Genomic DNA, 23,082 nt, shown 5'->3' with positions numbered 1-23,082 from the left:
AGGTCGGCATGGCTGCCACGCTTGGAATTCTCGGCCGTAAACTGGGCATGACCCGGGTTTTCGGCGATGATGGTTCGATCATTCCGGTCACGGTCATTGAGGCCGGACCCTGCCCCGTCACCCAGGTGAAAACCGAGGAAAAAGACGGATACAACGCCATGCAGATCGGGTTCGACACGATCCCGGAACGCAAGGTAACCAAGCCCGCCAAGGGGCATATGGACAAGGCCGGTCGCGGCTACTTCCGTACGCTTCGTGAGCTGCGCTGCGACGGCCCGGCCGCTTTCGAGCTGGGCATGGACGTCACGGTGGACATCTTCGCCCCGGGCGAGGTCGTCAAAGTGACGGGCACCTCCATCGGCAAGGGCTTCGCCGGCGTGATGAAGCGCTGGAACTTCAAGGGTCTCAAAAAGACCCATGGTACGGAGAAAGCCCACCGCTCTGGCGGTTCCATCGGCAACAACACCGAACCGGGCAAGGTCATGAAAGGCAAACACATGGCCGGCCACATGGGCGCACGCACCGTTACGGTGTCGGGCATCCAGGTCGTGGACGTGCGCCCGGAAATGAACCTGATCCTGGTCAAAGGCCAGGTCCCCGGGCCGCGCAACTGCGTGGTCCTGGTGCGCAAGCAGGGATAACGGGATAAAACGCCATGGCAAACGTAAAACTCTATGACCAGGGCCGCCAGGAAATCGGCGATGTCGAGCTGGCCCCCGAGGTCTTTGAAGTCGAAGTGCAGCCCGAGTTGCTGCATCTGGTCGTGCGCGCCCAGCTCGCTGCCAAGCGCGCCGGCACGCACAGTGTCAAAACCCGCAGCACCGTCCGCGGCGGCGGCAAGAAGCCCTGGCGCCAGAAAGGCACCGGTCGTGCCCGCGCCGGCTCCACCCGCTCGCCCATCTGGCGCGGCGGCGCCGTCGTGCACGGGCCCCAGCCCCGGGACTACTCCTTCAAGGTCAACCGCAAGGTACGCCTGCTCGCCCTGCGCATGGCCCTGTCGGCCAAGCTGGGCGACGATTCCCTGGTCCTGGTGGACGCCCTTTCCGTGCCCGAGGTCAAGACCAAGCACATGGCCAAGGTGACCACGGATTTCGGACTGAAAAAAGCCTTGATTGTTCTGCCCGCTTCGGATAACAATCTCGAGCTTTCCGCCAGAAACCTTCCCGGCATCAAAGTGGTCCGGGAGGACATGCTCAACGTGTACGACGTCCTGCGCTACGAGCATCTGGTCATGGTCAAGGACGCGGCCCTGAAGGTCCAGGAGAGGCTCGGTCATGGAGTACGCTAACATCCTTTTGCGGCCCCTGGTTTCCGAAAAGGCCACGATGGTGAAGGACGCCGCCAACCAGGTGGTTTTTTTCGTCCATCCCGAGGCGAACAAGATCGAGATCGCCCGGGCCGTGGAAAAGGCTTTTTCGGTCAAGGTCGATTCCGTCCGGGTCGTTCGGCGCCGTCCGCTGGCCCGCTCGCGCATGGGCAAGGTGACGGGACGCATCCCGGGCTACAAAAAAGCCTACGTGACCCTGGCGCAGGGTGATAAAATAGAGTTCTTCGAAGGGGTTTAGTCATGTCCATCCGCAAGCTTAAGCCCACGTCGCCCGGTCGGCGGTTCCAGACGGTCTCCACCTTCGAGGAGATCACCCGGACCGAGCCCGAACGGTCCCTGTGCGAGGGACTTCCCCGCGCTTCCGGCCGCAACTGCTATGGCCGGATCACTTCGCGGCGTCGGGGCGGCGGTAACAAGCGCGTCTACCGCATCATCGACTTCAAGCGCGACAAGTTCGGCGTGCCGGCCACGGTGTTTTCCGTGGAGTATGACCCGAACCGTAGCGCCCGTATCGCGCTTTTGCATTACGCCGATGGTGAGAAGCGTTACATTTTGGCGCCGGTTGGGATTTCCGTCGGCGATCAGGTGAGCGCCGGTGACGGCTCGGACATCAAGCCCGGCAATGCGCTGGAGCTCAAGAAGATCCCGGTCGGTACCCTTTTGCACAACATCGAGCTGACCCCGGGCCGGGGTGGGCAGATCTGCCGCGCCGCCGGCACCTACGCCCAGCTCGTGGCCAAGGAGGGCAAGTATGCCCTGTTGCGTCTGCCCTCGGGCGAAGTGCGCAACATCCTGGCCACCTGCCTGGCCACCGTCGGCCAGGTCGGCAACGTGATGCACGAGAATATTTCCATCGGCAAGGCCGGGCGCAACCGCTGGCTGGGCAACCGCCCCAAGGTCCGCGGCGTGGCCATGAACCCCGTCGACCATCCGCTGGGCGGCGGCGAGGGCAAAAGTTCTGGCGGCCGCCACCCGGTCACTCCGTGGGGCAAGCCGACCAAGGGCTACAAGACCAGAAACAAGAAAAAGCCCTCGTCCAAGCTCATCGTCAAGCGGCGCGGACAAAAGTAAGGGGATTAGCCTATGCCTCGTTCGCTGAAAAAAGGCCCGTTCGTCGACGGGCACCTGGAAAAAAAGGTCGCCTACGCCGTGGAGAACAAGGACCGCCATGTGATCAAGACGTGGTCGCGCCGGTCCATGATCCTGCCCGAGATGGTGGGGCTCACCTTCGCCGTCCACAACGGCAAGAAGTTCATCCCGGTGTTCGTTTCCGAGAACATGGTCGGCCACAAGCTTGGCGAGTTCGCCCCCACGCGGACCTTCCACGGCCATGCCGCGGACAAGAAAAGCAAAGTGAAAAAGTAGCCGGGGATCGTTCCCGGCCGGGATAAAGCCATGGAAGCCAAAGCGAGAGCCAAATTCATCCGCGTGTCGCCCCAGAAGGCGCGGCTCGTTGCCGCCAACATTCTTGGCCGTCCGGTTGAGGAGGCCATGAATATACTGAAGTTCACACCCAAGAAGTCGGCCAAGCTCATCGGTAAAGTCTTAGGTTCGGCCGTGGCCAATGCCGAGCAGATTTCGGGTGTTGACATCGACAACCTCACGGTCAAACAGGTGATCGTCAATCCCGGGCCGACCTGGAAGCGCATCATGACGCGCTCCATGGGCCGCGCCTTTAGGATCGTCAAGCGCACGAGCCATATCACCGTCGTCGTGGCCGAGAACTAGGAGCGACACTATGGGCCAGAAAGTACATCCCTACGGGTTCCGGCTCGGGTACAACAAGAATTGGCTGTCCCGCTGGTTTTCCAAAAAGGATTATCCCGCGTTCGTTTTCGAGGACAACAATATTCGCAAGTTCGTTAAAAAGAACCTGTACCACGCCGGAATTTCCAAAATCGAGATCGAACGGGCCGGGGGCAAGATCCGCCTGATCATCCACACCGCCCGCCCCGGCATCGTCATCGGCCGCAAGGGCACGGAGATCGAGAAGGTCCGCGGCGATCTCAAGCAGCGCTTCGGCCGTGAATTCACGGTCGAGGTCAACGAGATCCGCCGTCCGGAGATCGATTCCCAGCTGGTGGCCGAGAACATCGCCCTGCAGTTGGAGCGTCGTGTGGCCTTCCGCCGGGCCATGAAGCGCACGGTCGGCCTTTCGCGCAAGTTCGGCGCCGAGGGCATCAAGGTTTCCTGTGCCGGCCGCCTGGCCGGGGCGGAAATCGCCCGCTCCGAATGGTACCGCGACGGCCGCGTGCCGCTGCAGACCCTGCGCGCCGACATCGACTACGGCTTTGCCATCGCCAAGACGACCTACGGCGTCATCGGGGTCAAGGTCTGGATTTTCAAAGGCGAGATTCTTGATCATGAGGTGGAAGCGTAATGTTGGCTCCCAAGAAAACCAAGTATCGCAAGATGCAGAAGGGCCGCCTGCGCGGTCCGGCCACCAAAGGCGCCTCCATCGACTTTGGTGATATCGGCATCAAGGCCCTGGAGCACGGCAAGCTGACCAGCCAGCAGATCGAGGCCGCCCGTGTCGCCATCATGCGGCACATCAAGCGCGGCGGGAAGGTCTGGATTCGCGTCTTCCCGGATCGCGTCAAGACGGAAAAGCCGGCCGAAGTCCGTCAAGGTAAAGGCAAAGGCGCGCCCGTGGGCTGGTTTGCTCCGGTCAAGCCCGGTCGCATGCTCTATGAGATCAAGGGCGTTGATCTGGAAACGGCCAAGGCAGCCTTGACCCGTGCCCAGCACAAGCTGCCGATCAAGACCAAGATCGTGGCCAAGGAGGGCATTTAGCCATGAAGACCGCCGAACTGCGTGAACTCGACGGAAACGGCTTGGCCCAAAAGCTTGGCGAGTCCCGCGAGGAGCTCTTCAAGCTGCGTTTCCAGCACGCCACCGCCCAGCTGGAAAAGACGCATCGCCTGCGTCAGGTGCGTAAGGATATCGCGCGCATCCTGACCGTGCAAAACGAAAAAAAGCGCCAAGCCTAACTGGGGTTCGCCATGGAAGAACATAAGAGCAACCGCCGGGTGCTGACCGGCGTCGTCGTTTCCGACAAGGCCGACAAGACCATCACGGTCATGGTCGAGACCTTGGTCAAGCATCCGTTGTTTAAGAAGTACATTCGTCGTCGGAAAAAGTTCATGGCCCACGATCCGCAAAATGATTGCGGCGTCGGCGATATGGTCAGCATCATCGAGCATCGCCCGCTGTCTGCCCGTAAGCGCTGGCATCTCGTGAAAATCATGGAAAAAGCGGTTTAGGAGCAAGGCCATGATCCAGGTAGAAACCCAGCTCGACGTGGCGGACAATTCCGGCGCCAAGAAGGTCAGCTGCATCAAGGTGCTCGGCGGCTCGCGTCGTCGTTACGCCTCGGTGGGCGACATCATTGTGGTGGCCGTGAAGGACGCCCTGCCCAATTCCAAGGTGAAAAAGGGCGCGGTGATGAAGGCTGTTGTGGTGCGCACCAAGAAAGAAGTGGGGCGGCCCGACGGATCCTTCATCAAGTTCGACAACAACTCGGCCGTGCTGCTGTCGGCCCAGCTCGAACCTGTCGGCACCCGTATCTTCGGACCGGTAGCCCGCGAGCTGCGTCAGAAAAACTTCATGAAAATCGTGTCGCTGGCGCCGGAAGTCCTCTAGGACACCGCCCCGCGCCATCGAGGACGCCATGAAAACGTATCGGATTCGTAAAAACGACAAGGTGATGGTCACCACCGGCAAGGACAAGGGCAAGGTGGGCAAGGTGCTCAAGATTCTGCCCAAGAAGAATGCCGTGCTGGTGGAAAAGGTGAACATGGTCAAGCGCCACACCAAGGCCAATCCCTACGCCAAGATTCCCGGCGGGATCGTCGAGAAGGAAGCGCCCTTGGACATCTCCAATGTGGCTTTTCTGTGTGACGGTTGCGCTAAACCTGCCAAGATCGGTTACAAAGAAACCGTCGACGGCAAAAAGGTCCGCTTCTGCAAGAAGTGCGGACGCGAAATCGCTTGAGGAGAAAGGAACACGGTATGACCCGCCTGGAACAAATTTATGCCGAGAAGATCGCCCCGGAGCTCAAAAAAGAGTTCGGGTACACTTCCAGCATGCAAATCCCCCGGCTTTCCTTCATTTCGCTCAACATGGGTTTGGGCGAAGCGGGCAATAACAACAAGCTCATTGAGGAAGCTGTGGTCGAGCTGACCGCCATTTCGGGACAGAAGGCCGTTGTGACGCGTGCCCGCAAGTCCATCGCGGCGTTTAAGCTCCGGGAGGGCATGCCGGTGGGGTGCCGTGTGACTCTTCGCCGGATGCGCATGTGGGATTTCCTTGACAAACTGATTAACTTCGCGCTGCCCCGGGTCCGCGACTTTCGCGGCGTGCCCGATCGTGGCTTCGACGGACGCGGCAATTTCACCCTCGGCATCCGGGAGCATACGATTTTCCCGGAAATCAACGTGGATCGCGTCGAACACGTCAAGGGCATGAACGTCACTATCGTCACGACGGCGAAGTCCGACAAGGAGGGGAAGATGTTCCTCGACCAACTCGGCATGCCGTTTAAAAAGTAAGGAGATCGGACGTGGCCCGCAAATCTTTGATGGTGAAAGCCAGCCGCAAGCCGAAGTTTTCAACCAGAGCGTATAACCGCTGTCCCATCTGCGGTCGTCCCAGGGCGTTTTTGCGTAAGTACGGCGTGTGCCGTATTTGCTTCCGTAACATGTCGCTGACCGGCGAAATGCCGGGCGTGCGCAAGTCGAGCTGGTAAGCTAAGGAGAAGGACGCCATGTCGGTGACCGACCCCATTTCCGATATGCTGGCCCGCATTCGTAACGCGCACCACGCGCTGCATGCGGAATTGGCCATCCCGGCCTCGATACTCAAGGCCTCTATCGCCGCCATCCTGAAGGACGAAGGCTATATTGCCGACTTCGCGGTGAACGAGAGCACCTTGTCCATCAACTTGAAATACGATGGCGGCAAGCCGCTCATCTCCGGACTCAAGCGGGTGAGCAAGCCTGGCCGCCGTGTCTACGTCGGCGCCGGCTCCATCCCCAAGGTCCAAAATGGCCTGGGCATCAGCATCCTGTCCACTTCCAGGGGCATCCTGGAAGGCGGCAAGGCCCAGGAGCTCCACGTCGGCGGCGAGCTCCTGTGCGAAATCTGGTAAGAAGACAAGTCGCGGAGAAGATGTCATGTCCAGGATAGGAAAACGCGAAATCGAGCTGCCTTCCGGCGTGTCCGTGGAGGTCGCTACCGAAGCGGTGATGGTCAAGGGCCCCAAGGGCCAGCTGTCCACGCCCACGCATCCGAAAATTGAATACATGGTCGAGTCCGGCAAGGTGCATGTGAGCCGTGTGGACGACACGCGCCTGGCCCGGGCCCAGCACGGCCTGCGCCGCACCCTTCTGGCCAACCTGGTCGAGGGTGTGAGCAAGGGCTTCACCAAAACCCTTGAAGTCATCGGCGTCGGCTACAAGGTCGCCACCTCCGGCCACACCGTGACGCTTTCTGTTGGCTACTCGCATCCGGTCGACTTCAAACTGCCGACCGGCATCGAAGCCAAGGTCGAGGGCAACAAGCTCACGCTGACCGGCATCGACAAGGTGCTGCTCGGCGAGACTGCCGCCCGTATTCGCCGTGTGCGTCCGCCCGAGCCGTTCAAGGGCAAGGGCATCAAGTACGAGACCGAAACCATTCGCCGCAAGGCCGGTAAGTCCGGCGGCAAGAAATAGGACCGCATCATGAAGATGAGCAAGACCCTGGCGCGTGCGCGCCGGAAAGTCCGCATCCGCAAGAAGCTGGTCGGCAGCGCCGAGCGTCCCCGCCTGGTTGTGTTCCGGTCCAACCGGCACATCTATGCCCAGGTGATCGACGATCTCACCGGCCAGACCCTGGTATCTTCCTCGAGCCTGACCCTGGGCAAGGCCGACGTGCCGCTCAAGGCCGACAAGGAAGCCGCTACCAAGGTCGGCAAGGATCTGGCGCAAAAGGCCCTGGAACGCAAAATTGAAGCCGTTGTCTTTGACCGAAGCGGCTACATCTACCACGGCAGGATCAAAGCCCTTGCCGACGGAGCCCGGGATGGCGGCCTCAAATTCTAATCGACGTAAGGATGACGGCATGGACCAACAGTCCGAGCTCGGACAGATCGAAAAGATCGTGTACCTCAACCGTGTGGCCAAGGTCGTCAAAGGCGGCCGTCGGTTCAGCTTCAGCGCCCTGGTCGTCGTCGGCGACGGCAAGGGGTCGGTGGGCTGCGGACTCGGCAAGGCCAACGAGGTCCCCGAGGCCATCCGCAAGGCCACCGAGCAGGCCAGAAAGGGGATGATCAGCATTCCCCTGCTCGACGGCACGTTGCCCTACGAGGTCCTTGGCCAGTTCGGCGCCGGCCGCGTCATGCTCAAACCCGCTTCCAAGGGTACCGGCATCATCGCCGGCGGCCCGGTGCGGGCGATCATGGAAGCCTGCGGCGTCAACGACATCCTGACCAAGGCCATCGGCACCAACAACCCGCACAATGTCCTGCGCGCCACCATGGAAGGTCTGGCTTCGCTGCGCAGCGCCGAGAGCGTCGGCGCCATGCGCGGCAAGGCTCTGGCCACCCCGCGCAAATAAGGGAGACCGCCATGGCTACCATTACCGTCAAGCTGCTCAAAAGGCGCTTCGGCAATACGCCCAAACAGCGCGGCACGCTGGCCGCGCTGGGGCTGAAAAAGATTCGGCAGGAACGTTCCTTCGAGAAGTCCGACACCGTGCTCGGCATGATCGCGAAGGTCAAGCATCTGGTTGAGGTTACCGAATCATGAAACTCCACGAGATCTATCCGTTCCCCGAGGAGCGCGTCAGCCGCAAGCGCATCGGTCGCGGCCGCGCCACCGGCCAGGGTTGCACCGCCGGCAAGGGTAACAAGGGCCAGAATGCCCGCGCGGGCGTTTCCGAACGCCCCTGGTTCGAAGGCGGCCAGATGCCCTTGGCCCGTCGGCTGCCCAAACGGGGATTTAAGAACTACAAGTTTAAGATCGTCTATCAACCGCTGAATCTGGAACGGCTCTTGAGCGCTTTCGAGGGCAAGACCGAGATCAGCCTGGACGACATTTACGAGCGTGGCCTGGCCAGTGCGGGCGCGTTGGTGAAGATCCTGAGCCAGGGTGACGTCTCCTCGGCCGTGACCGTTGAGGCCCATCGCTTCAGCGCCAAGGCCGCCGAGAAGATCACCGCTGCCGGCGGCAAGGCCGTGATGCTCGGCGCCGCCGAAGCCGAACCCGAAACCGAAGCATAACGGAAGTTGCAGTGGCACTTACCGGAGTTGAGAACCTGGCCCGTCTGCCGGAGCTGAAAAAAAAGCTCCTCTGGACGTTTTTCCTGGTGGCCATCTACCGTATCGGTGTGCATGTGCCGGTACCGGGGGTGGATTCGACCGCGCTGGCGGATTTCTTCGAGAGCGCCAAGAACACCCTGTTCGGCCTCTTCGATATGTTCTCCGGCGGCGGTTTGCGCAACCTTTCCATCTTCGCCCTGGGGATCATGCCCTACATCTCCTCCTCCATCATCATCCAGTTGCTGACCGTGGTCAGCCCCGAACTGGCCAAGATGCAAAAGGAGGAGGGGGCTGCCGGGCGCAAGAAGATCACCCAGTACACCCGCTACGGCACGGTGCTCATCACCATCATCCAGGGCTTCGGCATTGCCGTGGGCCTGGAGAGCATGGCCAGCCCGACCGGCGCGCCAGTGGTCATCATGGCCGGCTGGAGCTTCCGCCTCATGACCATCCTGACCTTGACCACGGGCACGATCTTCCTGATGTGGCTTGGCGAGCTGATGACCGAAAAGGGCATCGGCAACGGCATCTCCATGATCATCTATGCCGGTATCGTGGCCGGGTTGCCGCGGGCCGTGCTGTCCACCTTCGATCTGCTCAAGGCCGGCGAGATTTCGCTCTTCGTCCTTTTGTTCATCGTGGTGCTGATGCTGGCCGTCCTGGCCGCCATCGTGTTCATGGAGCGCGGGCAGCGGCGCATCCCCATCCAATACGCCAAGCGCATGGTAGGGCGTAAAATGTACGGCGGGCAGACCACGCATCTGCCGCTTCGGGTCAATACCGCCGGCGTGATTCCGCCCATTTTCGCCTCCTCCATCCTGCTTTTCCCGGCGACCTTGGGCGAGTTCTCCAGCGTGCCGTGGCTGAAAACCGTGGCCGCTTTTTTCAGCCCCCAGACGATCACCTACAATGTGATCTTCGTGACGCTGATCGTCTTCTTTTGCTACTTTTATACGGCCATCATTTTTGATCCGGCCGATATTGCCGAAAATATCCGCAAGCAGGGTGGGTTTATTCCGGGTATTCGGCCCGGGGCCAAGACCAAGGAGTTCATCGACAAGGTCCTGGCGCGCATCACGCTTTGGGGTTCACTTTATATATCCGTGGTCTGCGTGTTGCCTATGGTGATGATCCAGCAATTCAACGTGCCGTTCTACTTCGGCGGCACCTCGCTTTTGATTGTTGTTGGCGTTGCCATGGATTTCATGTCGCAGATCGAGTCCTATCTGATCTCCCGACAGTATGAGGGTCTCATGCAGAAGGGGAGGATCAAGGGCAGGTAGTCGTTTTGAAAAAGGTCAGGGGGATATTCCTCAAAAATGACCTTGAGATTGCTTCCATGCGGCAGGCTTGCCGGATCGTGGCCATCATTTTGCAAGAGATGACGGAAGCGGTCAAGCCGGGTGTGCGGACCATGCATTTCGAGGAGATCGCGCGCAAACGGTGTGATGATTTCAAGGTCAAGCCGGCATTTCTGGGCATGTACGGATTTCCTTACGCCCTGTGCTGCTCGGTCAACGAAGAAGTCGTGCATGGCTTCCCGTCCGACCGGGAGCTCAAGGAAGGGGACATCGTCAGTTTCGACATGGGCGTGGTCTACGACGGTTTTTATGGCGATGCGGCCACGACCGCCCCGGTGGGGCGGATTGACGAGGCCGCGGCGACGCTTTTGCAGGTGACGCGGGAATCGCTGGAAACGGGCATCAGCAACGCCCGGACCGGCAATGACCTCTATGATATTTCGCGAGCCGTGCAAAAATATGTTGAAGGACATGGCCTAAGTGTTGTAAGACGATTTGTTGGTCACGGCATTGGGAGGAAGCTCCACGAAAAGCCCGAAATCCCGAATTTCGAGCCGCAGGACGCCCATCCCGTACCGTTGCAGCCCGGGATGGTGTTGGCCATCGAACCCATGGTGACCGCCGGTGGTCCCGACGTCGAAGTGCTGTCCGACAATTGGACGGCCGTGACCAAGGACCGCAGCCTGTCGGCTCATTTCGAGCACACGGTGGCAGTGACCAAAAACGGACCTCGGATTTTAAGCCTGGTTGATTGATGCGACCGATGCCGGTAGGCACCGGTCGTTTCCATCGCCGGGATACGGAGAGAGCGACATGAAAGTCAGGCCTTCGGTGAAAAAACTTTGTCCTAAGTGCAAAATCATCCGGCGTCACGGCGTGGTTCGGGTGATCTGCGAGAACCCCCGGCACAAACAGCGCCAGGGATAACGGAGGAACGTCGTGGCCAGAATCGCGGGAGTCGACCTTCCCAAAAATAAGCGGATGGATATCGCGCTGACCTACATCTTCGGCATCGGCCGTTCCACGGCCCTGACGATCCTTGAGGCAACAGGCGTCGATTGGACGAAAAATTCAGACGCCCTCACCCCCGAGGAAACCAACACCATCCGCAAGGAAATCGAGGCCAATCACAAGGTCGAGGGCGATTTGCGGCGTGATGTGACCGCCAATATCAAGCGCCTCATGGACATCGGCTGCTATCGTGGGTTTCGCCACCGTCGCGGGCTTCCCTGCCGCGGACAGCGCACCCACACCAATTCGCGCACCCGCAAGGGCCCGCGTCGCGGCGTGATGGCCAAGAAGAAAAAGTAACCGTAAACAACCACGCGACGAGCCCCTATGGGCCGTTTCGGAGATATATCCATGGCGAAACCGCGCCGCATTGGCAAAAAGGAACGCAAGAACATTCCCGTGGGTGTGGCCCACATTCAGGCCTCGTTTAACAACACCATCGTGACCTTCACTGACCAGAAGGGCAACGTGGTGAGCTGGGCCACCTCTGGCGGCGCTGGTTTCAAGGGGTCGCGCAAATCCACCCCCTTCGCCGCGCAGGTTGCGGCTGAAAACGCTGCCCGCAAGGCCCAGGAAAACGGCATGCGTACCGTCGGCATCCTGGTCAAGGGGCCGGGCTCGGGACGTGAGGCCGCCATGCGCGCCATTCACAATGCCGGGTTCAAGGTCAGCTTCATCCGCGACATCACGCCCATTCCCCACAACGGCTGTCGTCCGCCCAAACGGCGTCGCGTCTAAGGTGCGACGCGCCTTAACGGGGCGCCGGGCAAAAGCGGAAATATTTCGAGCAGGCCCCTTGGGGGCCTGAAGTGGCATTCGGTTCGCCGCGGGGCCATCCCGGCCCGACTGCACGCAACCAGACGAGAAAGCGGGACCGGGAATAAACACGCAAGACGGTCCGCGGCACATTGAGGAGGAACGACCTTGGCACGATACACAGAAGCGAAATGCCGGATTTGCCGCCGTGAAGGGGCAAAGCTGTTTTTGAAGGGCGATCGCTGCTATACCGATAAGTGCGCTTACGAGCGCCGTCCGTATGCCCCCGGGCAGCACGGGCGGATTCGCAAAAAGGTGAGCGACTACGCTGTGATGTTGCGCGAGAAGCAAAAGACCCGCCGCATGTATGGCATCCTGGAGGGGCAGTTTCGCGCCTATTTCCAGCGCGCCGACATGAAAAAAGGCGTCACCGGCGAAAACCTGCTTTGCTTTCTCGAGCGGCGCATGGACAACGTGATCTACCGCCTCGGTTTCGCAACTTCGCGCAACCAGGCCCGCCAGCTCGTGCGGCACGGCATCTTTACCGTCAACGGCCGCCGCGTGACCATCCCTTCGCTCCAGGTCAAGGTCGGCGACGTCATCGAAGTCCGTGAGCGCAATCGCCAGTCCCCCATCATCCTGGAGGCCCAGCAGGTCATCGCCCGTCGCGGCTGCCCGGCCTGGCTCGAAGTGGACGGCGAGAAGCTCAAAGGCAAGGTCAACGCCCTGCCCACCCGCGAGGACGTGCAGTTCCCGATCAACGAGCAGCTCATCGTCGAGCTTTACTCCAAGTAATCGGCAAAGTACGCTTTGCATAAGGTGACGCCATGTTGATTCGCAACGGCCAACGGCTCATCAACTCCCGGAACTGGACCGAGTTGGTCAAGCCGGAAACCCTTGAACGGGATTCCGACTCGACCGATACCCACGGTCGGTTCGTGTGCGAGCCCCTGGAACGAGGGTTCGGCACCACACTCGGCAATGCGCTGCGCCGGGTGCTGTTGTCTTCCCTCCAGGGCGCGGCCATCGTCGCCGCCCGCATCGAGGGCGTGCAGCACGAGTTCTCGACCATCCCGGGAGTCATCGAGGATGTGACCGAAATCATCCTCAACCTCAAACAGGTCCGGCTGGCCATGGCCACCGAAGACCCGCAGCGCCTGACGCTTTTCGCCAATAAAAAAGGCGAGGTTCTGGCCAGCGCCATCCAGGGCAACCAGAACGTCTCGGTTCTTAGCGAGGATGTGCTCATCGCCACCCTCTCCGAGGACCGCGACTTCCGCATCGAACTCGAAGTGCGTATGGGCAAGGGCTACGTCACGGCCGACATGCACGAGGGGCTCGATTCGGAAATCGGCCTGATCCTGCTTGATTCCAGCTTTTCGCCGGTCAAGAAGGTGGCCTACACCATCGAACAGGCTCGCGTCGGCCAGATGACCAACTACGACAAGCTTGTGCTTGAGGTGGATACCGACGGCTCCATCTCTCCCGAGGACGCCATTTCCTACAGCGCCAAGATCCTCAAGGACCAGCTGACTGTCTTTATCAACTTCGACGAGAAAGAGTCCGAAGCCGACAAGGCCCGCCGCCGCGACGACATCGAACTCAATCCCAGCCTTTTCAAAAGCATAGACGAGCTCGAACTTTCCGTTCGCGCGACCAATTGCTTGAAGTCCGCCAACATCCAAACTGTCGGCGAACTCATGCAGAAAACCGAAAACGAGATGCTCAAGACCAAGAACTTCGGCAAGAAGTCCCTTGAGGAAATCCGCCGGGTGCTTGAAGACATGGGCCTGGAATTCGGCATGCGCATCGAGAACTTCGAGCAAAAATACCAGGAATGGCTCAAGAGGAAGCAGGTCGATGAGACATAAAAAATCCGGACGCAAATTTGGCAGGACCGCCCCCCATCGGAAGGCCATGCTGCGTAATATGGCGCGCTCGCTTCTTGTCCACGAGCGCATTCGTACCACCGAACACAAGGCCAAGGAACTGCGCGGCGTTGTCGAGCATCTGGTGACCCTGTCCCAGACCGATAGCGTGCATGCCCGCCGTCTGGCCTACAAGGTTCTGGAGAACCACCAGCTGGTCGCCCGCCTCTTCGACGAGATCGGTCCCCGTTTTCGCGGACAGGGCGGCGGTTACACCCGCGTGGTCAAGCTGAGCCTGCCCCGTAACGGCGATTGCGCCGCCATGGCCATCATCGAGCTGACCCGCCGCGAGGGCGAGACGGTCGTCGAGGCCAAACCCACTCCCGTTGCCACTCCCGCCGAGACGCCGGCCGCGCCGGCCGAAGGCGAGTCCCAGGAATAGCATCAGGCAGGGCCGGTTATACGGCCCTGCTTTTTTTTACGCGTATCTATAGATTTTTTCTATAGGAAGGATGGCGGAGATGGATGTTCGTCGTCTGCAGGCGTTTGCCAAGGTCTATGATCTGCGCAGTTTCTCCAAGGCCGGCGAGGAACTCATGCTGTCCCAGCCGACGATCAGCGCCCACATCATGGCCTTGGAAGAGGAACTCGGGGCGCAGCTTTTCGATCGTCTCGGCCGCACCGTGCTGCCGACCCAGGCCGGCGACGTGCTCCATCGTTATTGCACCACCATCTTCAGTCAGCTCGACCTGGCCAAAGCCGATATCCTGGCCTTGTCCCAGCGGGTTTCCGGAGACCTCGTCATTGGCGGCAGCACCATTCCGGCCCAATACATCATTCCCGGGCTCGTGGCCCGTTTTCTCAAACAGTATCCCGAAGTGCGCGTGGACCTGCGCGGCGGCGACACCTCGGAAATCACGACCATGGTAGCGGCCGGCGAGGCCCATGTGGGCATCATCGGCGCGCCGGCGCGCCAAGCGGAGCTCGCCTGCCGTTCGATCCTCGAGGATTCGCTGGTTCTCGTCGGTTCCCGCGCCCAGGCCCATGTCCGTCTTGGCGGCGACGACTGGCGGCAACGCCTGACCGAACTGCCCTGGGTCATGCGCGAACCGGGGTCCGGCACACGGCAGGCCATGGAGGAAGGACTGGTGGCGGCCGGCGTGGACCCGCGGCACCTGCGTACGGTATTGCAAGTGCATTCGTCGCTGGCGGTGCTCGAATGCGTGGCCGCCGGGCTCGGCGTGTCGGTCGTATCCCGCATGGCCGCGCGCGGGTATCTGGAAAGCGGTGCGGTGACGCTTTTGGAAACACCGCAACTGGTCATGCGGCGCAGTTTTTATATCGTGTATCACGGCCGGCGCTATATGTTCCCGGCCTTGCGTTTTTTTCTGGCCGCAAGCGAAAGCCTGTAGGACCTTTCCCAAACGAAAAAGCCCGCCCCGGCCTGGACCGGAGCGGGCTTTTGTTGTTTGGGAAAGCGTTTCTTATTAACCCTGGATGAGCTGCATGGCCATCTTGGGCAGGGAGTTGGCCTGGGACAACATGGCCACTGCCGACTGGGTCAGGATCTGCTCCTTGACGAAATGGGTCATTTCGGTCGCCACGTCCACATCGGAAATCTGGGATTCCGCGGCCTGCAGGTTTTCGGACTGGATCTGCAGGTTGGAGATGGTGTTCTCCAGGCGGTTTTGCAGGGCGCCCAGGTTGGCCCGGATCTTGTCCTTGGACACGATGGCCGTCTGGATGGCGTCGAGGGCCTTCTGGGCCAGTTCCTGGGTGGAGATGCTGCGGCCGGAAGCGCCGGATGCGGCGCCCAGGCCCACGCCCAGGGCGGAGGCGGTGGAAGTGCCGATCTGGACGTAGTAGTAGTCCTCGGCGCTTTGGTTGCCGGAACCGAAGTGCACCTTGAGCTTGCCGGCGGCGTTAAGCCCCGCGCCGCTGTGGGTGCTGCCGGACAGGTTGCCGTTTAAGAGATAAATGCCGTTGAAGTCCGTGGCGCTGGCGATTCGGGTGATTTCCGAGGCCATGGCCTGGTATTCGGAGTCGATGATGAGGCGCTGATCCGAAGTGTAGGTACCGGTGGCCGCCTGTTCGGCCAGTTCCTTCATGCGGATGAGCTTTTCGTCCACGACCTGGAGCGCGCCGTCGGCGGTCTGGATCATGGAGATGGCGTCGTTGGCGTTGCGAACGCCCTGGTTGATGGCGGCCACGTCCGAGCGCATAAGCTCGCGAATGGCCAGACCGGCGGCGTCGTCAGCGGCGGTGTTGATGCGCAGGCCCGAAGACAGACGTTGGGTCGAAGTGGCCAGAGCGGAGTAGGAATTGTTCAGGTTCCGCGAAACAGTGTTGGCCATCAGGTTGTTATTGATTGAGAGAGCCATGGCTTTTCCTCCTTGAAAAGTGTGTGCATCCAGCTTGCTACCCATGTAAGCGAAGAGCTCGCCGGCAGCATGGGGTTACTTGATTTGAACGGCTTGCGCCGGTCTGCTCCATCGTATCTACTCGCTGGTAAACCTCCCTAGCCGATCAATCGCTGCCATTCCCGTGCTGTGAGTGGCTGCATGCCCCACCTATCGGCCTAATGGAAAAACCCTTTAGGACGAAATAAAGAAAAATTTTGTGAATGCAGATGGAGAAATCAGGGCTTTTCTCACTCATGCAATAAATGACAGGAATGAAGCTGAAAATAACCTGTTGAAAAGACGGGTGTTGTAAAGGAGTGACAGTCGTATTGCAGTTGATGACTGAAAACAGGCTTGTCATCGCTCCTATCGTCCTGTCGGGAAAAGGCATTAGGGCTGGAAATGTTTTTTTCCGAAAAACTTCGCGCAGGGGTCGCCTTGACAGCGTTCATAGGCTATTTAAGAATCATGACGGACTATTGCTAACCATTGGAAAAGAGAGGAGGAAGCGATGCGTTTGAAAACCTTGCGCTGGGTGCTTGCGGCAGTTGCCATTGCCGTGTTGTGCGCCGGGCCGGCTTTGGCCAAGGAAGAAACCCTGATGATGGCCACCACCACCAGCACCGACGATACCGGGCTGCTGCCGGTCCTGGCCGACGCCTTTAAAAAGGACACCGGCATCACCCTCAAATGGGTGGCCGTGGGCACGGGCAAGGCCCTGGAGCATGGCCGGAACTGCGACGTGGACGTGCTGCTGGTCCATGCCCCGGCGGCCGAGAAAAAATTCGTGGAGGACGGCAACGGCGTCAACCGCACCCAAGTCATGTATAACGACTTCGTGCTGGTCGGCCCGGCGGCCGATCCGGCCAAGGTCAAGGGCATGAAGGCCGGCGAGGCCCTGGCGGCCATCGCCGCGGCCAAGGCGCCTTTCGTGAGCCGGGGCGACGATTCCGGCACCCACAAGAAGGAAAAGTCCCTGTGGAAGGCCGCCGGCATGGCCGTGCCGGACAAGGATACCTGGTACGCCTCGGTGGGGCAGGGCATGATGAAGACGCTCAACATCGCCGGCGAACGCGGCGCCTACACCCTGGTCGATCGCGGCACGTACATCAAATACGCCGATCAGGCCGGGGGCAAGCCGGCCCTGGTCGTGCTGGTCGAGGGCGACAAGCCGCTGCTCAATCAGTACAGCGTCATCACCGTCAATCCGGACAATTGCGAGAACACCAACTTCAAGGCCGCCGAGAAGTTTCGCGAGTGGCTGGCGTCACCAAAGGGACAGAAGCTCGTGGGCGATTTCACCCTCAAGGGGAAAAAGCTCTTTACGCCCAATGCCGGCAAATAAGGACGCCGCATTCCTATACCGGCCGGGCACGCAAGGGCCCGGCCGGAGGTAACCGCCCTTTATGAATTATATTCTCGACGGGCTTCGCCAGGCCCTGGTCCTGCTGGCGCACGGCGATCCGGAAACCTTTTCCGCTGTCTGGACCACGTTGATCGTCACCTTCGAGGCCATGATCGCCACCCTCCTGCTCGGTGCGCCCGCCGGGTTCATGCTCGGCTACCACGAATTTCCGGGCAAGCGGGCCGTGCGGCTGCTGGTCGAGACCTTTCTTTCCTTTCCCACGGTGGTCATCGGACTCGTGGTGTATGCCTTCATTTCCCGGCGCGGGCCGCTCGGGAATTGGGAGCTTCTTTTTACCGTGCCGGGCATGGCCGTGGGGCTCACCATCCTGGGGCTGCCCATCGTCATCGCGCTGACGGCCCAAGCCGTGGAGAGCCTGGACCCGAGGCTGCGACCGACCCTGCTCACCCTCGGGGCCAGGCCACGACATCTGTTTCTGGCCACCCTGGCCGAGGCCCGCTTCGGCATGTTGCTCGCCACCACCGCCGCCTTCGGCCGCATCGTGTCCGAGATCGGCATCTCCATGATGCTTGGCGGCAACATCAAGTGGGACACCCGCACCATCACCACGGCCATCGCCCTGGAGACGGGCAAAGGTGAATTCGCCACCGGCATCGCCCTCGGCATGGTGCTCATGGTCATCGCCTTCGCCGTCAACCTGATCGCGGCGGTCTGTCGCCGGAGGGCCGGCTGATGGACGCGCTCTACGAGTTGGAAGACGTCACCCAGCGCTACGACGAAAGGGTCGTGCTCGATATCCCGCGCCTGGTCATCGCGCCGGGCTCCATTACGGGGCTTGCCGGACCCAATGGCGGCGGCAAGAGCACGCTTTTGCGCCTGCTCGCCTTTCTGGAATCCCCGGCCTCGGGCGTGGTGCGCTACCGGGGGGAACCGACCCTTGGCCGCGAGTTTGCCCTGCGCGGCGAAGTCACCTATTTTCCCCAGGAGCCGTATCTGCTCAAGCGCTCGGTGCGGGCCAACGTGGGCTACGGGCTTTTGGTGCGGGGCGCGGGCGCGGCGGATATCCGGGAGCGCGTGGACACGGCCCTGGCCGCCGTGGGGCTCGACCCGGGCCGTTTCGCGCCAAGGTCCTGGCGGCAGCTTTCCGGCGGCGAGGTCAAGCGGGTGGCCCTGGCGGCCAGGCTCGCCTTGCGGCCCAGGGTGCTGCTGCTCGACGAACCCACGGCCAACCTCGACAAGGACAGCGCCGAGCTGGTGCGCCGGGCGGTCTTTGCCGCCAGGGAGCAGTACGGCACGACCCTGGTCATAAGCGGCCATGACCAGCGCTGGCTGGATGCGGTGTGCGACAGCAAGCTCAAGTTGCGCGAGGGCGGCCTTCTCGCGCCGGATGCGGCCGAGGAAACAGGCGGGCACAGGAGGATGGCATGAGAAAAGGGGTGCAGGTTCTGGGGTTCAAGAAATCCGGCAAGACCGCCTTGTGCGAGGCGCTGCTGGCGCGGTTCTCAAGCCTTGGTGTCGTGCCGTGCGCGCTCAAGTGCACGCACAACCCGGGACTCGACAAGGAGGATACGGACACCGACCGCTTCCTGGCGCATTGCCGCACGGTGGGGGCCATCGCCGCCCGGGAGAGCGCGCTTTTCTGGAACGATCCGCGCAAGATTTCGGACATGATCGCCATGCTCGACGGCGAGGTGCTGGTGATCGAGGGCGGCCGGGAACATGCCGTGGCCCCGCGCGTGCTGGTGTTGCGCGAGCCGGCCGAGGCCGAGGCGCTCTCCGCCCCGGGGCTCGTCCTTGGGACCTACGGGACGGTGCGCGCCCCCGGGCTGCCCCATTTCGAAAGCCTGGAAGCCGTGGCCGAGGCGGTCCTGGAAAAAGGTTTCGTCCTGCCCGGTCTCGACTGCGGTGCCTGCGGCCGGGAAGACTGCGGCGAACTGGCCGCCGACATCCTGGCCGGCCGGGCCACGCCCGACGATTGCGCCACCACCCGCGTGGCCCTGTCCGTGACCGTCGGCGGCAGGCAGCTCACCGTCAACCCCTTCGTGGAGCGCATTCTGGCTTCCGGCATCCGGGGGCTTCTCTCCGAACTCAAGGGCTTTGCTCCCGGCCCCATTGAAATTCATATCGATTAGGTGACGCCGTATTGTCTTCACCGTCTAACGCGGGTATGGGGGAATCAACTGCATCCCTACCCGGAGGACCCGCATGACCAGCGCCAGGGACGTTGCCGAGACGCTTACAGTCCTAAGCCTTGGCGCTTCGGAAGATCCGTCCGTCCTCGACCGTGAGGTGCTCGAGGCCGTGGCCCGCCGCGTCCATCAGAAAATGGACGACTACGAGGCCTATAGTTTCTCGGCCCTGCAAAGTATCTCCCTCAACATCTTTTTCGATCTGGCCCAGGAGTTTCCGACCCTGGAGCATCTCTATGCGGTGTGCCTGCTCATCCCCAAGATGTTTTTCAACATCGACTGCAACCTGTATGTCCTGGACAGCAAAAGCGGCTCGATCCGGCGTTGCGCCTACAAGTGCCCGCCCAAGGACGCCGGGGAGTTTGGGGATCTGCCCTTTCCGCAAAAGGCCATGGTGCGCGAGGACAGGCTTTTCATCCCCATCAAGGGCAACCACGAACTCATTTCGCAATTGCCGTTCACGCCCCGGGAAGATGTCTTCGGCATGCTCGAGATATTCCCGGCCAGTCACCTGAGCGAACACGACCGGCTCTTTTTCGAGCGCTATGCCAACCGCTTCGGCTACCAACTCCACAACCGCATCCTGGCCAACAAGAACAAGGAGCACCTCCACTTCATCCGCAGCCTGGTCAAGGACATCGGGCACAACGTCATTGTGCCCAACATCTATTTCAAGCTGTATTACAAGCGGTTGCGCTCCAAAATTGACCTGCTCAAGTTCTTCGAGTGGAAGCTCAAGCAGTCCTTCGAGGGCGAAGCCGGGGAAGGGCAGGCGATAAGCCCCGCCCAGGACAAACTCCTGCGGGATCTGGGCTACATCCATGAAGGGCTCATGGACCAGTACCGTCAGATACTCACCCACTACGAGCAGACGAGCCTCTTTCTGGAGACGCTCTTGCGGCGGTCCCATTTCGAGGAAGGGCGCTATGTGCTGGAGAAGCGGGCCTGCAACTTCAAAAAGCAGGTCATCGACCTGCAGCTCGAACGCTACCGCCCCCGCTTCGAGGAACGCGGCATCGAGATCGACACTTCCCTTGGCGGCGTGCCAGACCAGGAAATCGAGGTGGTGGTCGACATCGGGCTCATCAGCCAGGTGTACGCCAATCTTTTTTCCAACGCGGTCAAGTACACCCGCGAGGTGGTGGACGGTTCCGGCCGCAAGCGCCGGTTCATTTCCTTTGGCTGGGAGCGCAAGGAGAATTTCTTCGGACCCGGCCGCGACGGCATCAAGCTCAACGTCTTCACTTCCGGACCGCCCATTCCGCCGGAAACCGCCGCGCACCTGTTCGAGGAGGGGGTGCGGGGGGAAAACGCCTCAGGCGAGTACGGCACCGGCCACGGCCTGTACTTCATCCGCGAGGTGGTACGGCTGCACGGCGGGGTCGAGGGCTACGAGGCCACCTCGCTCGGCAACAACTTCTTTTTCGTCCTGCCCATGGACCCCATTCTTTAGAGTCCGTTTTCCTCCGCCCGGTCCTTCCGGATCGGCTTTCCCCTTAGCGCAGTCTGCCCGCCCGCCACAGCCGCAGCATGGTCGTGGCGTTGACCACGGCGATGGACGATTCGAGCATCGTGCCGCCGATGGAGCCCGACAGGATGTTGTTGGTCAGCCAGCAAAGCGTGGCGCAAAGCAGTCCGAGCCGCATGCCGATCCCCCGCAGGAAAAAGACCGCCACCGTGCCCGACAGCCCGGCCATGATGGGAAAGACCGCCGTCCACGACGTGGCCACGGCCACGCCGAGCACCAGATTGAGCACCAGGAAAAAGCCCGCCACCCACGCCGAACGGGTCTTGAGCGAGGCAAAGGTCCGCATGGCCGACAGGGCCGCGCTGACTGACGCGGCATTGTTGCCGAGCAGGTAGAAGTGCAGCGTATAGGCCACGCATTCGCTGGCCACCAGAAACTTGAGCCGCCAGTCGATGCGCTGGGCAAAGGCGAAGATCCCGAGCGCGAACGCGACATAACCGACGATTTGCGAAGGAGCGGTAAAATCCATGCGGGTCCCGGACTTGAGGTTACGGCTGCGGGCGAAGGAAAGGGCGATGCTTGTGTGTGGTCGTCCGGCAACTTCGCGCCCCGGCGCAATAGCCCCGGCCACGCGTTCTGGCAAGGGGCTGACGGGGATGTTGACACCACTAGGCAGTGGTGCTAAAAATGCCACCACTGAAGGATGGTGACAAATGACGATCGATCCGCAGGAACTGACGGCCCTGGGGCTGACGGCCTACGAGGCCGGGGCGTATCTGGCGCTGCTCGGCCGGCCGGAGCTGACGTCGGCCGAGGTGGCGGCCCGGGCCGGCATCCCCAGGCAGCGCGTGTACGATGTGCTGGCCTCCCTGGCCGCCAAGGGGCTGTGTCTGGCCCGGGACGTTTCGCCCAGGGCCTTTGTGGCCGTGGACCCGGCGGTGGGGCTCGATATGCTGGCCCGGGAACGGGAAGCGACCCTGGCCCGGGAGCGGGAGACGACCAAGGCCCTGGCGGCGCGGTTGGCCACGGCCCTGGGGCCTGTCTTTGCCTCGGGCCGGGGGCAGAACGATCCCCTGGCCTATGTCGAGGTGCTTTCGGGCGCGACCCGCATCGCCCACCGGGCGCTGGCCCTGGCCCGGGAGGCCAAGCGGTCGGTCGCCTCGTGCATCACCCGGCCCATGATCCTGTCCGTGGAGCAAAACACCACCTTCATGCAGGCGCCGCTTGGCCGGGGGCTCGGCTACCGGGCCCTTTGCGACGCGGCCATCATGGACGATCCGGAACTGGGCGTCCTGCTGGAGACGCTTTGCGGTCAGGGGTTGGCGCTTCGCGTGGCCGACTCGCTGCCGCTCAAGATGCAGGCCTTCGACGACGAGGTGGCGTTGCTTTCCATGCAGGATCCGGCAGGCGGGCCGCCGCATTTCACGGCGGTGGTCATTCATAACCGGGGGGTGGCGGCCATGCTGTCCCTGGCCTTTGAAGCGTTGTGGCAGGCGGCAAGGCCCCTGTGAGAGGAGTGGATGCGATGGCAAGCGCAATGGAAACGGGCGCGACGCGCCGGGAGGAAGCGGCACAGGTTGTAGTCGGCGGCGGGGTCTCCATCCGCAGCGGCTACGAGCCGGGCATCGTCGGCCGGGTGGGCGAGTTGCACGGCCGTTATTACGCTGCGGCCTGGGGATCGGGCGCGCCCTTCGAGATATTGGCCACGCGGGACGTGTGCGCCTTTATCGAGGGCTACGATCCGGCGCGCGACCTCATGCTCGGCGCCTACGGCGAGGGCGGCATGGTGGGTTCCATCGCTATCCTCGGCCGCAAGCCCGGGCCGGACGGGGTGCAGCTGCGGTTTTTCATCGTGGACCCGGCCTGGCACGGCCATGGCGTAGGCAAGGCGCTGCTTCATAAGGCCCTGGCCTGGTGCCGGGAGCGGGGCTACGGCAAGGTGTTTCTTTGGACCGTGGACGGGCTGCCCGCCTCGCGCCGGCTGTACGAAAAGGCCGGCTTCCGGATCGTCGCCCGGGAGCCGGACGACCGGTACACGGTGCTGCGCGACAACCTCAAGATGGTGCTCGACCTGTCCGCCGCCGGACACTGAA

Annotated in this window: 38 protein-coding genes; 36 read left to right on the top strand and 2 right to left on the bottom strand. The window is 61.6% G+C overall.

Translation table 11 applies throughout. The features are described from left to right. The first annotated feature begins 8 nt into the window (after positions 1-8). From rplC to K9F62_01525, 29 genes are all read left to right on the top strand, one after another. The gene (gene rplC, locus K9F62_01665) at positions 9-641 is read left to right on the top strand and encodes a 50S ribosomal protein L3 (protein ID UJX41433.1); all 633 of its coding nucleotides are present in this window, start codon (positions 9-11) and stop codon (positions 639-641) included. A 14-nt stretch (positions 642-655) separates the two neighbouring features. Further along, positions 656-1,288 (top strand): 50S ribosomal protein L4, encoded by a 633-nt coding sequence (rplD, locus tag K9F62_01660; protein ID UJX41432.1) that lies wholly within the window; start codon positions 656-658, stop codon positions 1,286-1,288. Beyond that, positions 1,275-1,565, top strand: a complete 291-nt coding sequence (gene rplW, locus K9F62_01655; GenBank protein ID UJX41431.1) for a 50S ribosomal protein L23 — start codon at positions 1,275-1,277, stop codon at positions 1,563-1,565. The genes rplD and rplW overlap by 14 nt, the downstream gene beginning before the upstream one ends. 2 nt (positions 1,566-1,567) lie before the next feature. After that, the gene (gene rplB / locus K9F62_01650) at positions 1,568-2,398 is read left to right on the top strand and encodes a 50S ribosomal protein L2 (protein UJX41430.1); all 831 of its coding nucleotides are present in this window, start codon (positions 1,568-1,570) and stop codon (positions 2,396-2,398) included. Between the two features lie 12 nt (positions 2,399-2,410). Continuing rightward, on the top strand, positions 2,411-2,692 hold the full coding sequence (gene rpsS / locus K9F62_01645; protein ID UJX41429.1) for a 30S ribosomal protein S19: 282 nt from the start codon (positions 2,411-2,413) through the stop codon (positions 2,690-2,692). A gap of 30 nt (positions 2,693-2,722) precedes the next feature. Further along, positions 2,723-3,055, top strand: coding sequence for a 50S ribosomal protein L22 (rplV, locus tag K9F62_01640; protein UJX41428.1), 333 nt, complete (start codon positions 2,723-2,725; stop codon positions 3,053-3,055). 10 nt (positions 3,056-3,065) lie between these two features. Next, entirely contained in the window at positions 3,066-3,707 is a 642-nt protein-coding gene (gene rpsC / locus K9F62_01635; GenBank protein ID UJX41427.1) for a 30S ribosomal protein S3, read from the top strand. Then, complete coding sequence (gene rplP / locus K9F62_01630; protein UJX41426.1) at positions 3,707-4,120, top strand: 50S ribosomal protein L16; 414 nt, start codon at positions 3,707-3,709, stop codon at positions 4,118-4,120. Before rpsC ends, rplP begins: the two co-directional genes overlap by 1 nt. A gap of 2 nt (positions 4,121-4,122) precedes the next feature. After that, positions 4,123-4,317 carry a 50S ribosomal protein L29 gene (gene rpmC, locus K9F62_01625; GenBank protein UJX41425.1) on the top strand — a complete coding sequence of 65 codons (195 nt, stop codon included), beginning with the start codon at positions 4,123-4,125 and terminating at the stop codon, positions 4,315-4,317. Between the two features lie 12 nt (positions 4,318-4,329). Continuing rightward, entirely contained in the window at positions 4,330-4,590 is a 261-nt protein-coding gene (gene rpsQ, locus K9F62_01620) for a 30S ribosomal protein S17 (protein UJX41424.1), read from the top strand. A gap of 10 nt (positions 4,591-4,600) precedes the next feature. After that, the gene (gene rplN / locus K9F62_01615; GenBank protein UJX41423.1) at positions 4,601-4,969 is read left to right on the top strand and encodes a 50S ribosomal protein L14; all 369 of its coding nucleotides are present in this window, start codon (positions 4,601-4,603) and stop codon (positions 4,967-4,969) included. A gap of 28 nt (positions 4,970-4,997) precedes the next feature. Then, complete coding sequence (rplX, locus tag K9F62_01610; GenBank protein ID UJX41422.1) at positions 4,998-5,321, top strand: 50S ribosomal protein L24; 324 nt, start codon at positions 4,998-5,000, stop codon at positions 5,319-5,321. A 17-nt stretch (positions 5,322-5,338) separates the two neighbouring features. Then, entirely contained in the window at positions 5,339-5,878 is a 540-nt protein-coding gene (gene rplE, locus K9F62_01605) for a 50S ribosomal protein L5 (protein ID UJX41421.1), read from the top strand. A gap of 11 nt (positions 5,879-5,889) precedes the next feature. Further along, positions 5,890-6,075, top strand: a complete 186-nt coding sequence (locus K9F62_01600; protein UJX41420.1) for a type Z 30S ribosomal protein S14 — start codon at positions 5,890-5,892, stop codon at positions 6,073-6,075. A gap of 18 nt (positions 6,076-6,093) precedes the next feature. After that, complete coding sequence (gene rpsH, locus K9F62_01595; protein UJX41419.1) at positions 6,094-6,477, top strand: 30S ribosomal protein S8; 384 nt, start codon at positions 6,094-6,096, stop codon at positions 6,475-6,477. A 25-nt stretch (positions 6,478-6,502) separates the two neighbouring features. After that, positions 6,503-7,042: a 50S ribosomal protein L6 gene (gene rplF, locus K9F62_01590; GenBank protein UJX41418.1), complete on the top strand. Its 540-nt coding sequence runs from the start codon at positions 6,503-6,505 to the stop codon at positions 7,040-7,042. 9 nt (positions 7,043-7,051) lie between these two features. Continuing rightward, positions 7,052-7,411, top strand: coding sequence for a 50S ribosomal protein L18 (rplR, locus tag K9F62_01585; GenBank protein ID UJX41417.1), 360 nt, complete (start codon positions 7,052-7,054; stop codon positions 7,409-7,411). A gap of 19 nt (positions 7,412-7,430) precedes the next feature. Continuing rightward, the gene (gene rpsE, locus K9F62_01580; protein ID UJX41416.1) at positions 7,431-7,925 is read left to right on the top strand and encodes a 30S ribosomal protein S5; all 495 of its coding nucleotides are present in this window, start codon (positions 7,431-7,433) and stop codon (positions 7,923-7,925) included. Positions 7,926-7,936: 11 nt separating this feature from the next. After that, a complete protein-coding gene (rpmD, locus tag K9F62_01575) occupies positions 7,937-8,116 on the top strand; it encodes a 50S ribosomal protein L30 (GenBank protein UJX41415.1) in 180 nt (59 codons plus the stop codon). After that, positions 8,113-8,589, top strand: coding sequence for a 50S ribosomal protein L15 (gene rplO, locus K9F62_01570; GenBank protein ID UJX41414.1), 477 nt, complete (start codon positions 8,113-8,115; stop codon positions 8,587-8,589). The genes rpmD and rplO overlap by 4 nt, the downstream gene beginning before the upstream one ends. 11 nt (positions 8,590-8,600) lie before the next feature. Further along, positions 8,601-9,911 (top strand): preprotein translocase subunit SecY, encoded by a 1,311-nt coding sequence (gene secY, locus K9F62_01565; protein UJX41413.1) that lies wholly within the window; start codon positions 8,601-8,603, stop codon positions 9,909-9,911. 5 nt (positions 9,912-9,916) lie between these two features. Next, the gene (gene map, locus K9F62_01560; GenBank protein ID UJX41412.1) at positions 9,917-10,684 is read left to right on the top strand and encodes a type I methionyl aminopeptidase; all 768 of its coding nucleotides are present in this window, start codon (positions 9,917-9,919) and stop codon (positions 10,682-10,684) included. A 58-nt stretch (positions 10,685-10,742) separates the two neighbouring features. Then, positions 10,743-10,856 (top strand): 50S ribosomal protein L36, encoded by a 114-nt coding sequence (gene rpmJ, locus K9F62_01555; protein UJX41411.1) that lies wholly within the window; start codon positions 10,743-10,745, stop codon positions 10,854-10,856. Positions 10,857-10,868: 12 nt separating this feature from the next. Next, positions 10,869-11,240 carry a 30S ribosomal protein S13 gene (gene rpsM / locus K9F62_01550; GenBank protein ID UJX41410.1) on the top strand — a complete coding sequence of 124 codons (372 nt, stop codon included), beginning with the start codon at positions 10,869-10,871 and terminating at the stop codon, positions 11,238-11,240. Between the two features lie 51 nt (positions 11,241-11,291). Continuing rightward, entirely contained in the window at positions 11,292-11,678 is a 387-nt protein-coding gene (gene rpsK / locus K9F62_01545) for a 30S ribosomal protein S11 (GenBank protein UJX41409.1), read from the top strand. Between the two features lie 186 nt (positions 11,679-11,864). After that, positions 11,865-12,491 (top strand): 30S ribosomal protein S4, encoded by a 627-nt coding sequence (gene rpsD / locus K9F62_01540; protein ID UJX41408.1) that lies wholly within the window; start codon positions 11,865-11,867, stop codon positions 12,489-12,491. Positions 12,492-12,523: 32 nt separating this feature from the next. Further along, positions 12,524-13,567 carry a DNA-directed RNA polymerase subunit alpha gene (locus tag K9F62_01535; protein UJX41407.1) on the top strand — a complete coding sequence of 348 codons (1,044 nt, stop codon included), beginning with the start codon at positions 12,524-12,526 and terminating at the stop codon, positions 13,565-13,567. Then, positions 13,557-14,006, top strand: coding sequence for a 50S ribosomal protein L17 (gene rplQ / locus K9F62_01530; GenBank protein ID UJX41406.1), 450 nt, complete (start codon positions 13,557-13,559; stop codon positions 14,004-14,006). The genes K9F62_01535 and rplQ overlap by 11 nt, the downstream gene beginning before the upstream one ends. 79 nt (positions 14,007-14,085) lie before the next feature. Then, positions 14,086-14,976, top strand: coding sequence for a LysR family transcriptional regulator (locus K9F62_01525; protein ID UJX41405.1), 891 nt, complete (start codon positions 14,086-14,088; stop codon positions 14,974-14,976). A gap of 75 nt (positions 14,977-15,051) precedes the next feature. On the opposite strand, the gene K9F62_01520 is transcribed toward K9F62_01525, so the two are convergent. Continuing rightward, complete coding sequence (locus tag K9F62_01520; protein UJX41404.1) at positions 15,052-15,945, bottom strand: flagellin; 894 nt, start codon at positions 15,943-15,945, stop codon at positions 15,052-15,054. A 532-nt stretch (positions 15,946-16,477) separates the two neighbouring features. Between K9F62_01520 and K9F62_01515 the strand changes: the two genes are divergently transcribed. The 5 genes from K9F62_01515 (at position 16,478) to K9F62_01495 (ending at position 20,974) form a co-directional block, all read left to right on the top strand. After that, positions 16,478-17,311, top strand: a complete 834-nt coding sequence (locus K9F62_01515; protein UJX41403.1) for a substrate-binding domain-containing protein — start codon at positions 16,478-16,480, stop codon at positions 17,309-17,311. A gap of 61 nt (positions 17,312-17,372) precedes the next feature. Next, positions 17,373-18,065, top strand: coding sequence for an ABC transporter permease (locus K9F62_01510; protein UJX41402.1), 693 nt, complete (start codon positions 17,373-17,375; stop codon positions 18,063-18,065). Next, positions 18,065-18,760, top strand: a complete 696-nt coding sequence (locus K9F62_01505) for an energy-coupling factor ABC transporter ATP-binding protein (GenBank protein UJX41401.1) — start codon at positions 18,065-18,067, stop codon at positions 18,758-18,760. The genes K9F62_01510 and K9F62_01505 overlap by 1 nt, the downstream gene beginning before the upstream one ends. Next, the gene (locus K9F62_01500) at positions 18,757-19,464 is read left to right on the top strand and encodes a molybdopterin-guanine dinucleotide biosynthesis protein MobB (protein UJX41400.1); all 708 of its coding nucleotides are present in this window, start codon (positions 18,757-18,759) and stop codon (positions 19,462-19,464) included. Before K9F62_01505 ends, K9F62_01500 begins: the two co-directional genes overlap by 4 nt. Before the next feature lie 73 nt (positions 19,465-19,537). Then, a complete protein-coding gene (locus K9F62_01495; protein ID UJX41399.1) occupies positions 19,538-20,974 on the top strand; it encodes a HAMP domain-containing histidine kinase in 1,437 nt (478 codons plus the stop codon). A gap of 43 nt (positions 20,975-21,017) precedes the next feature. Here the strand turns inward: K9F62_01495 and K9F62_01490 are convergent, their stop codons facing one another. Beyond that, positions 21,018-21,518: a YgjV family protein gene (locus tag K9F62_01490; GenBank protein UJX41398.1), complete on the bottom strand. Its 501-nt coding sequence runs from the start codon at positions 21,516-21,518 to the stop codon at positions 21,018-21,020. Positions 21,519-21,702: 184 nt separating this feature from the next. Here K9F62_01490 and K9F62_01485 point away from each other — a divergent pair, with 184 nt between their 5' ends. Both K9F62_01485 and K9F62_01480 read left to right on the top strand, forming a co-directional pair. Beyond that, positions 21,703-22,500, top strand: a complete 798-nt coding sequence (locus K9F62_01485) for a TrmB family transcriptional regulator (protein UJX41397.1) — start codon at positions 21,703-21,705, stop codon at positions 22,498-22,500. A 14-nt stretch (positions 22,501-22,514) separates the two neighbouring features. After that, positions 22,515-23,081 carry a GNAT family N-acetyltransferase gene (locus K9F62_01480; GenBank protein ID UJX41396.1) on the top strand — a complete coding sequence of 189 codons (567 nt, stop codon included), beginning with the start codon at positions 22,515-22,517 and terminating at the stop codon, positions 23,079-23,081. Position 23,082: the final 1 nt, after the last annotated feature.

Origin of the sequence: Desulfovibrio sp. JY (assembly GCA_021730285.1) — a bacterium.
Classification (GTDB): domain Bacteria; phylum Desulfobacterota; class Desulfovibrionia; order Desulfovibrionales; family Desulfovibrionaceae; genus Solidesulfovibrio.
Note: the sequence above shows the minus strand (reverse complement) of the source record. Positions and strands in the feature narration are given on the sequence as shown.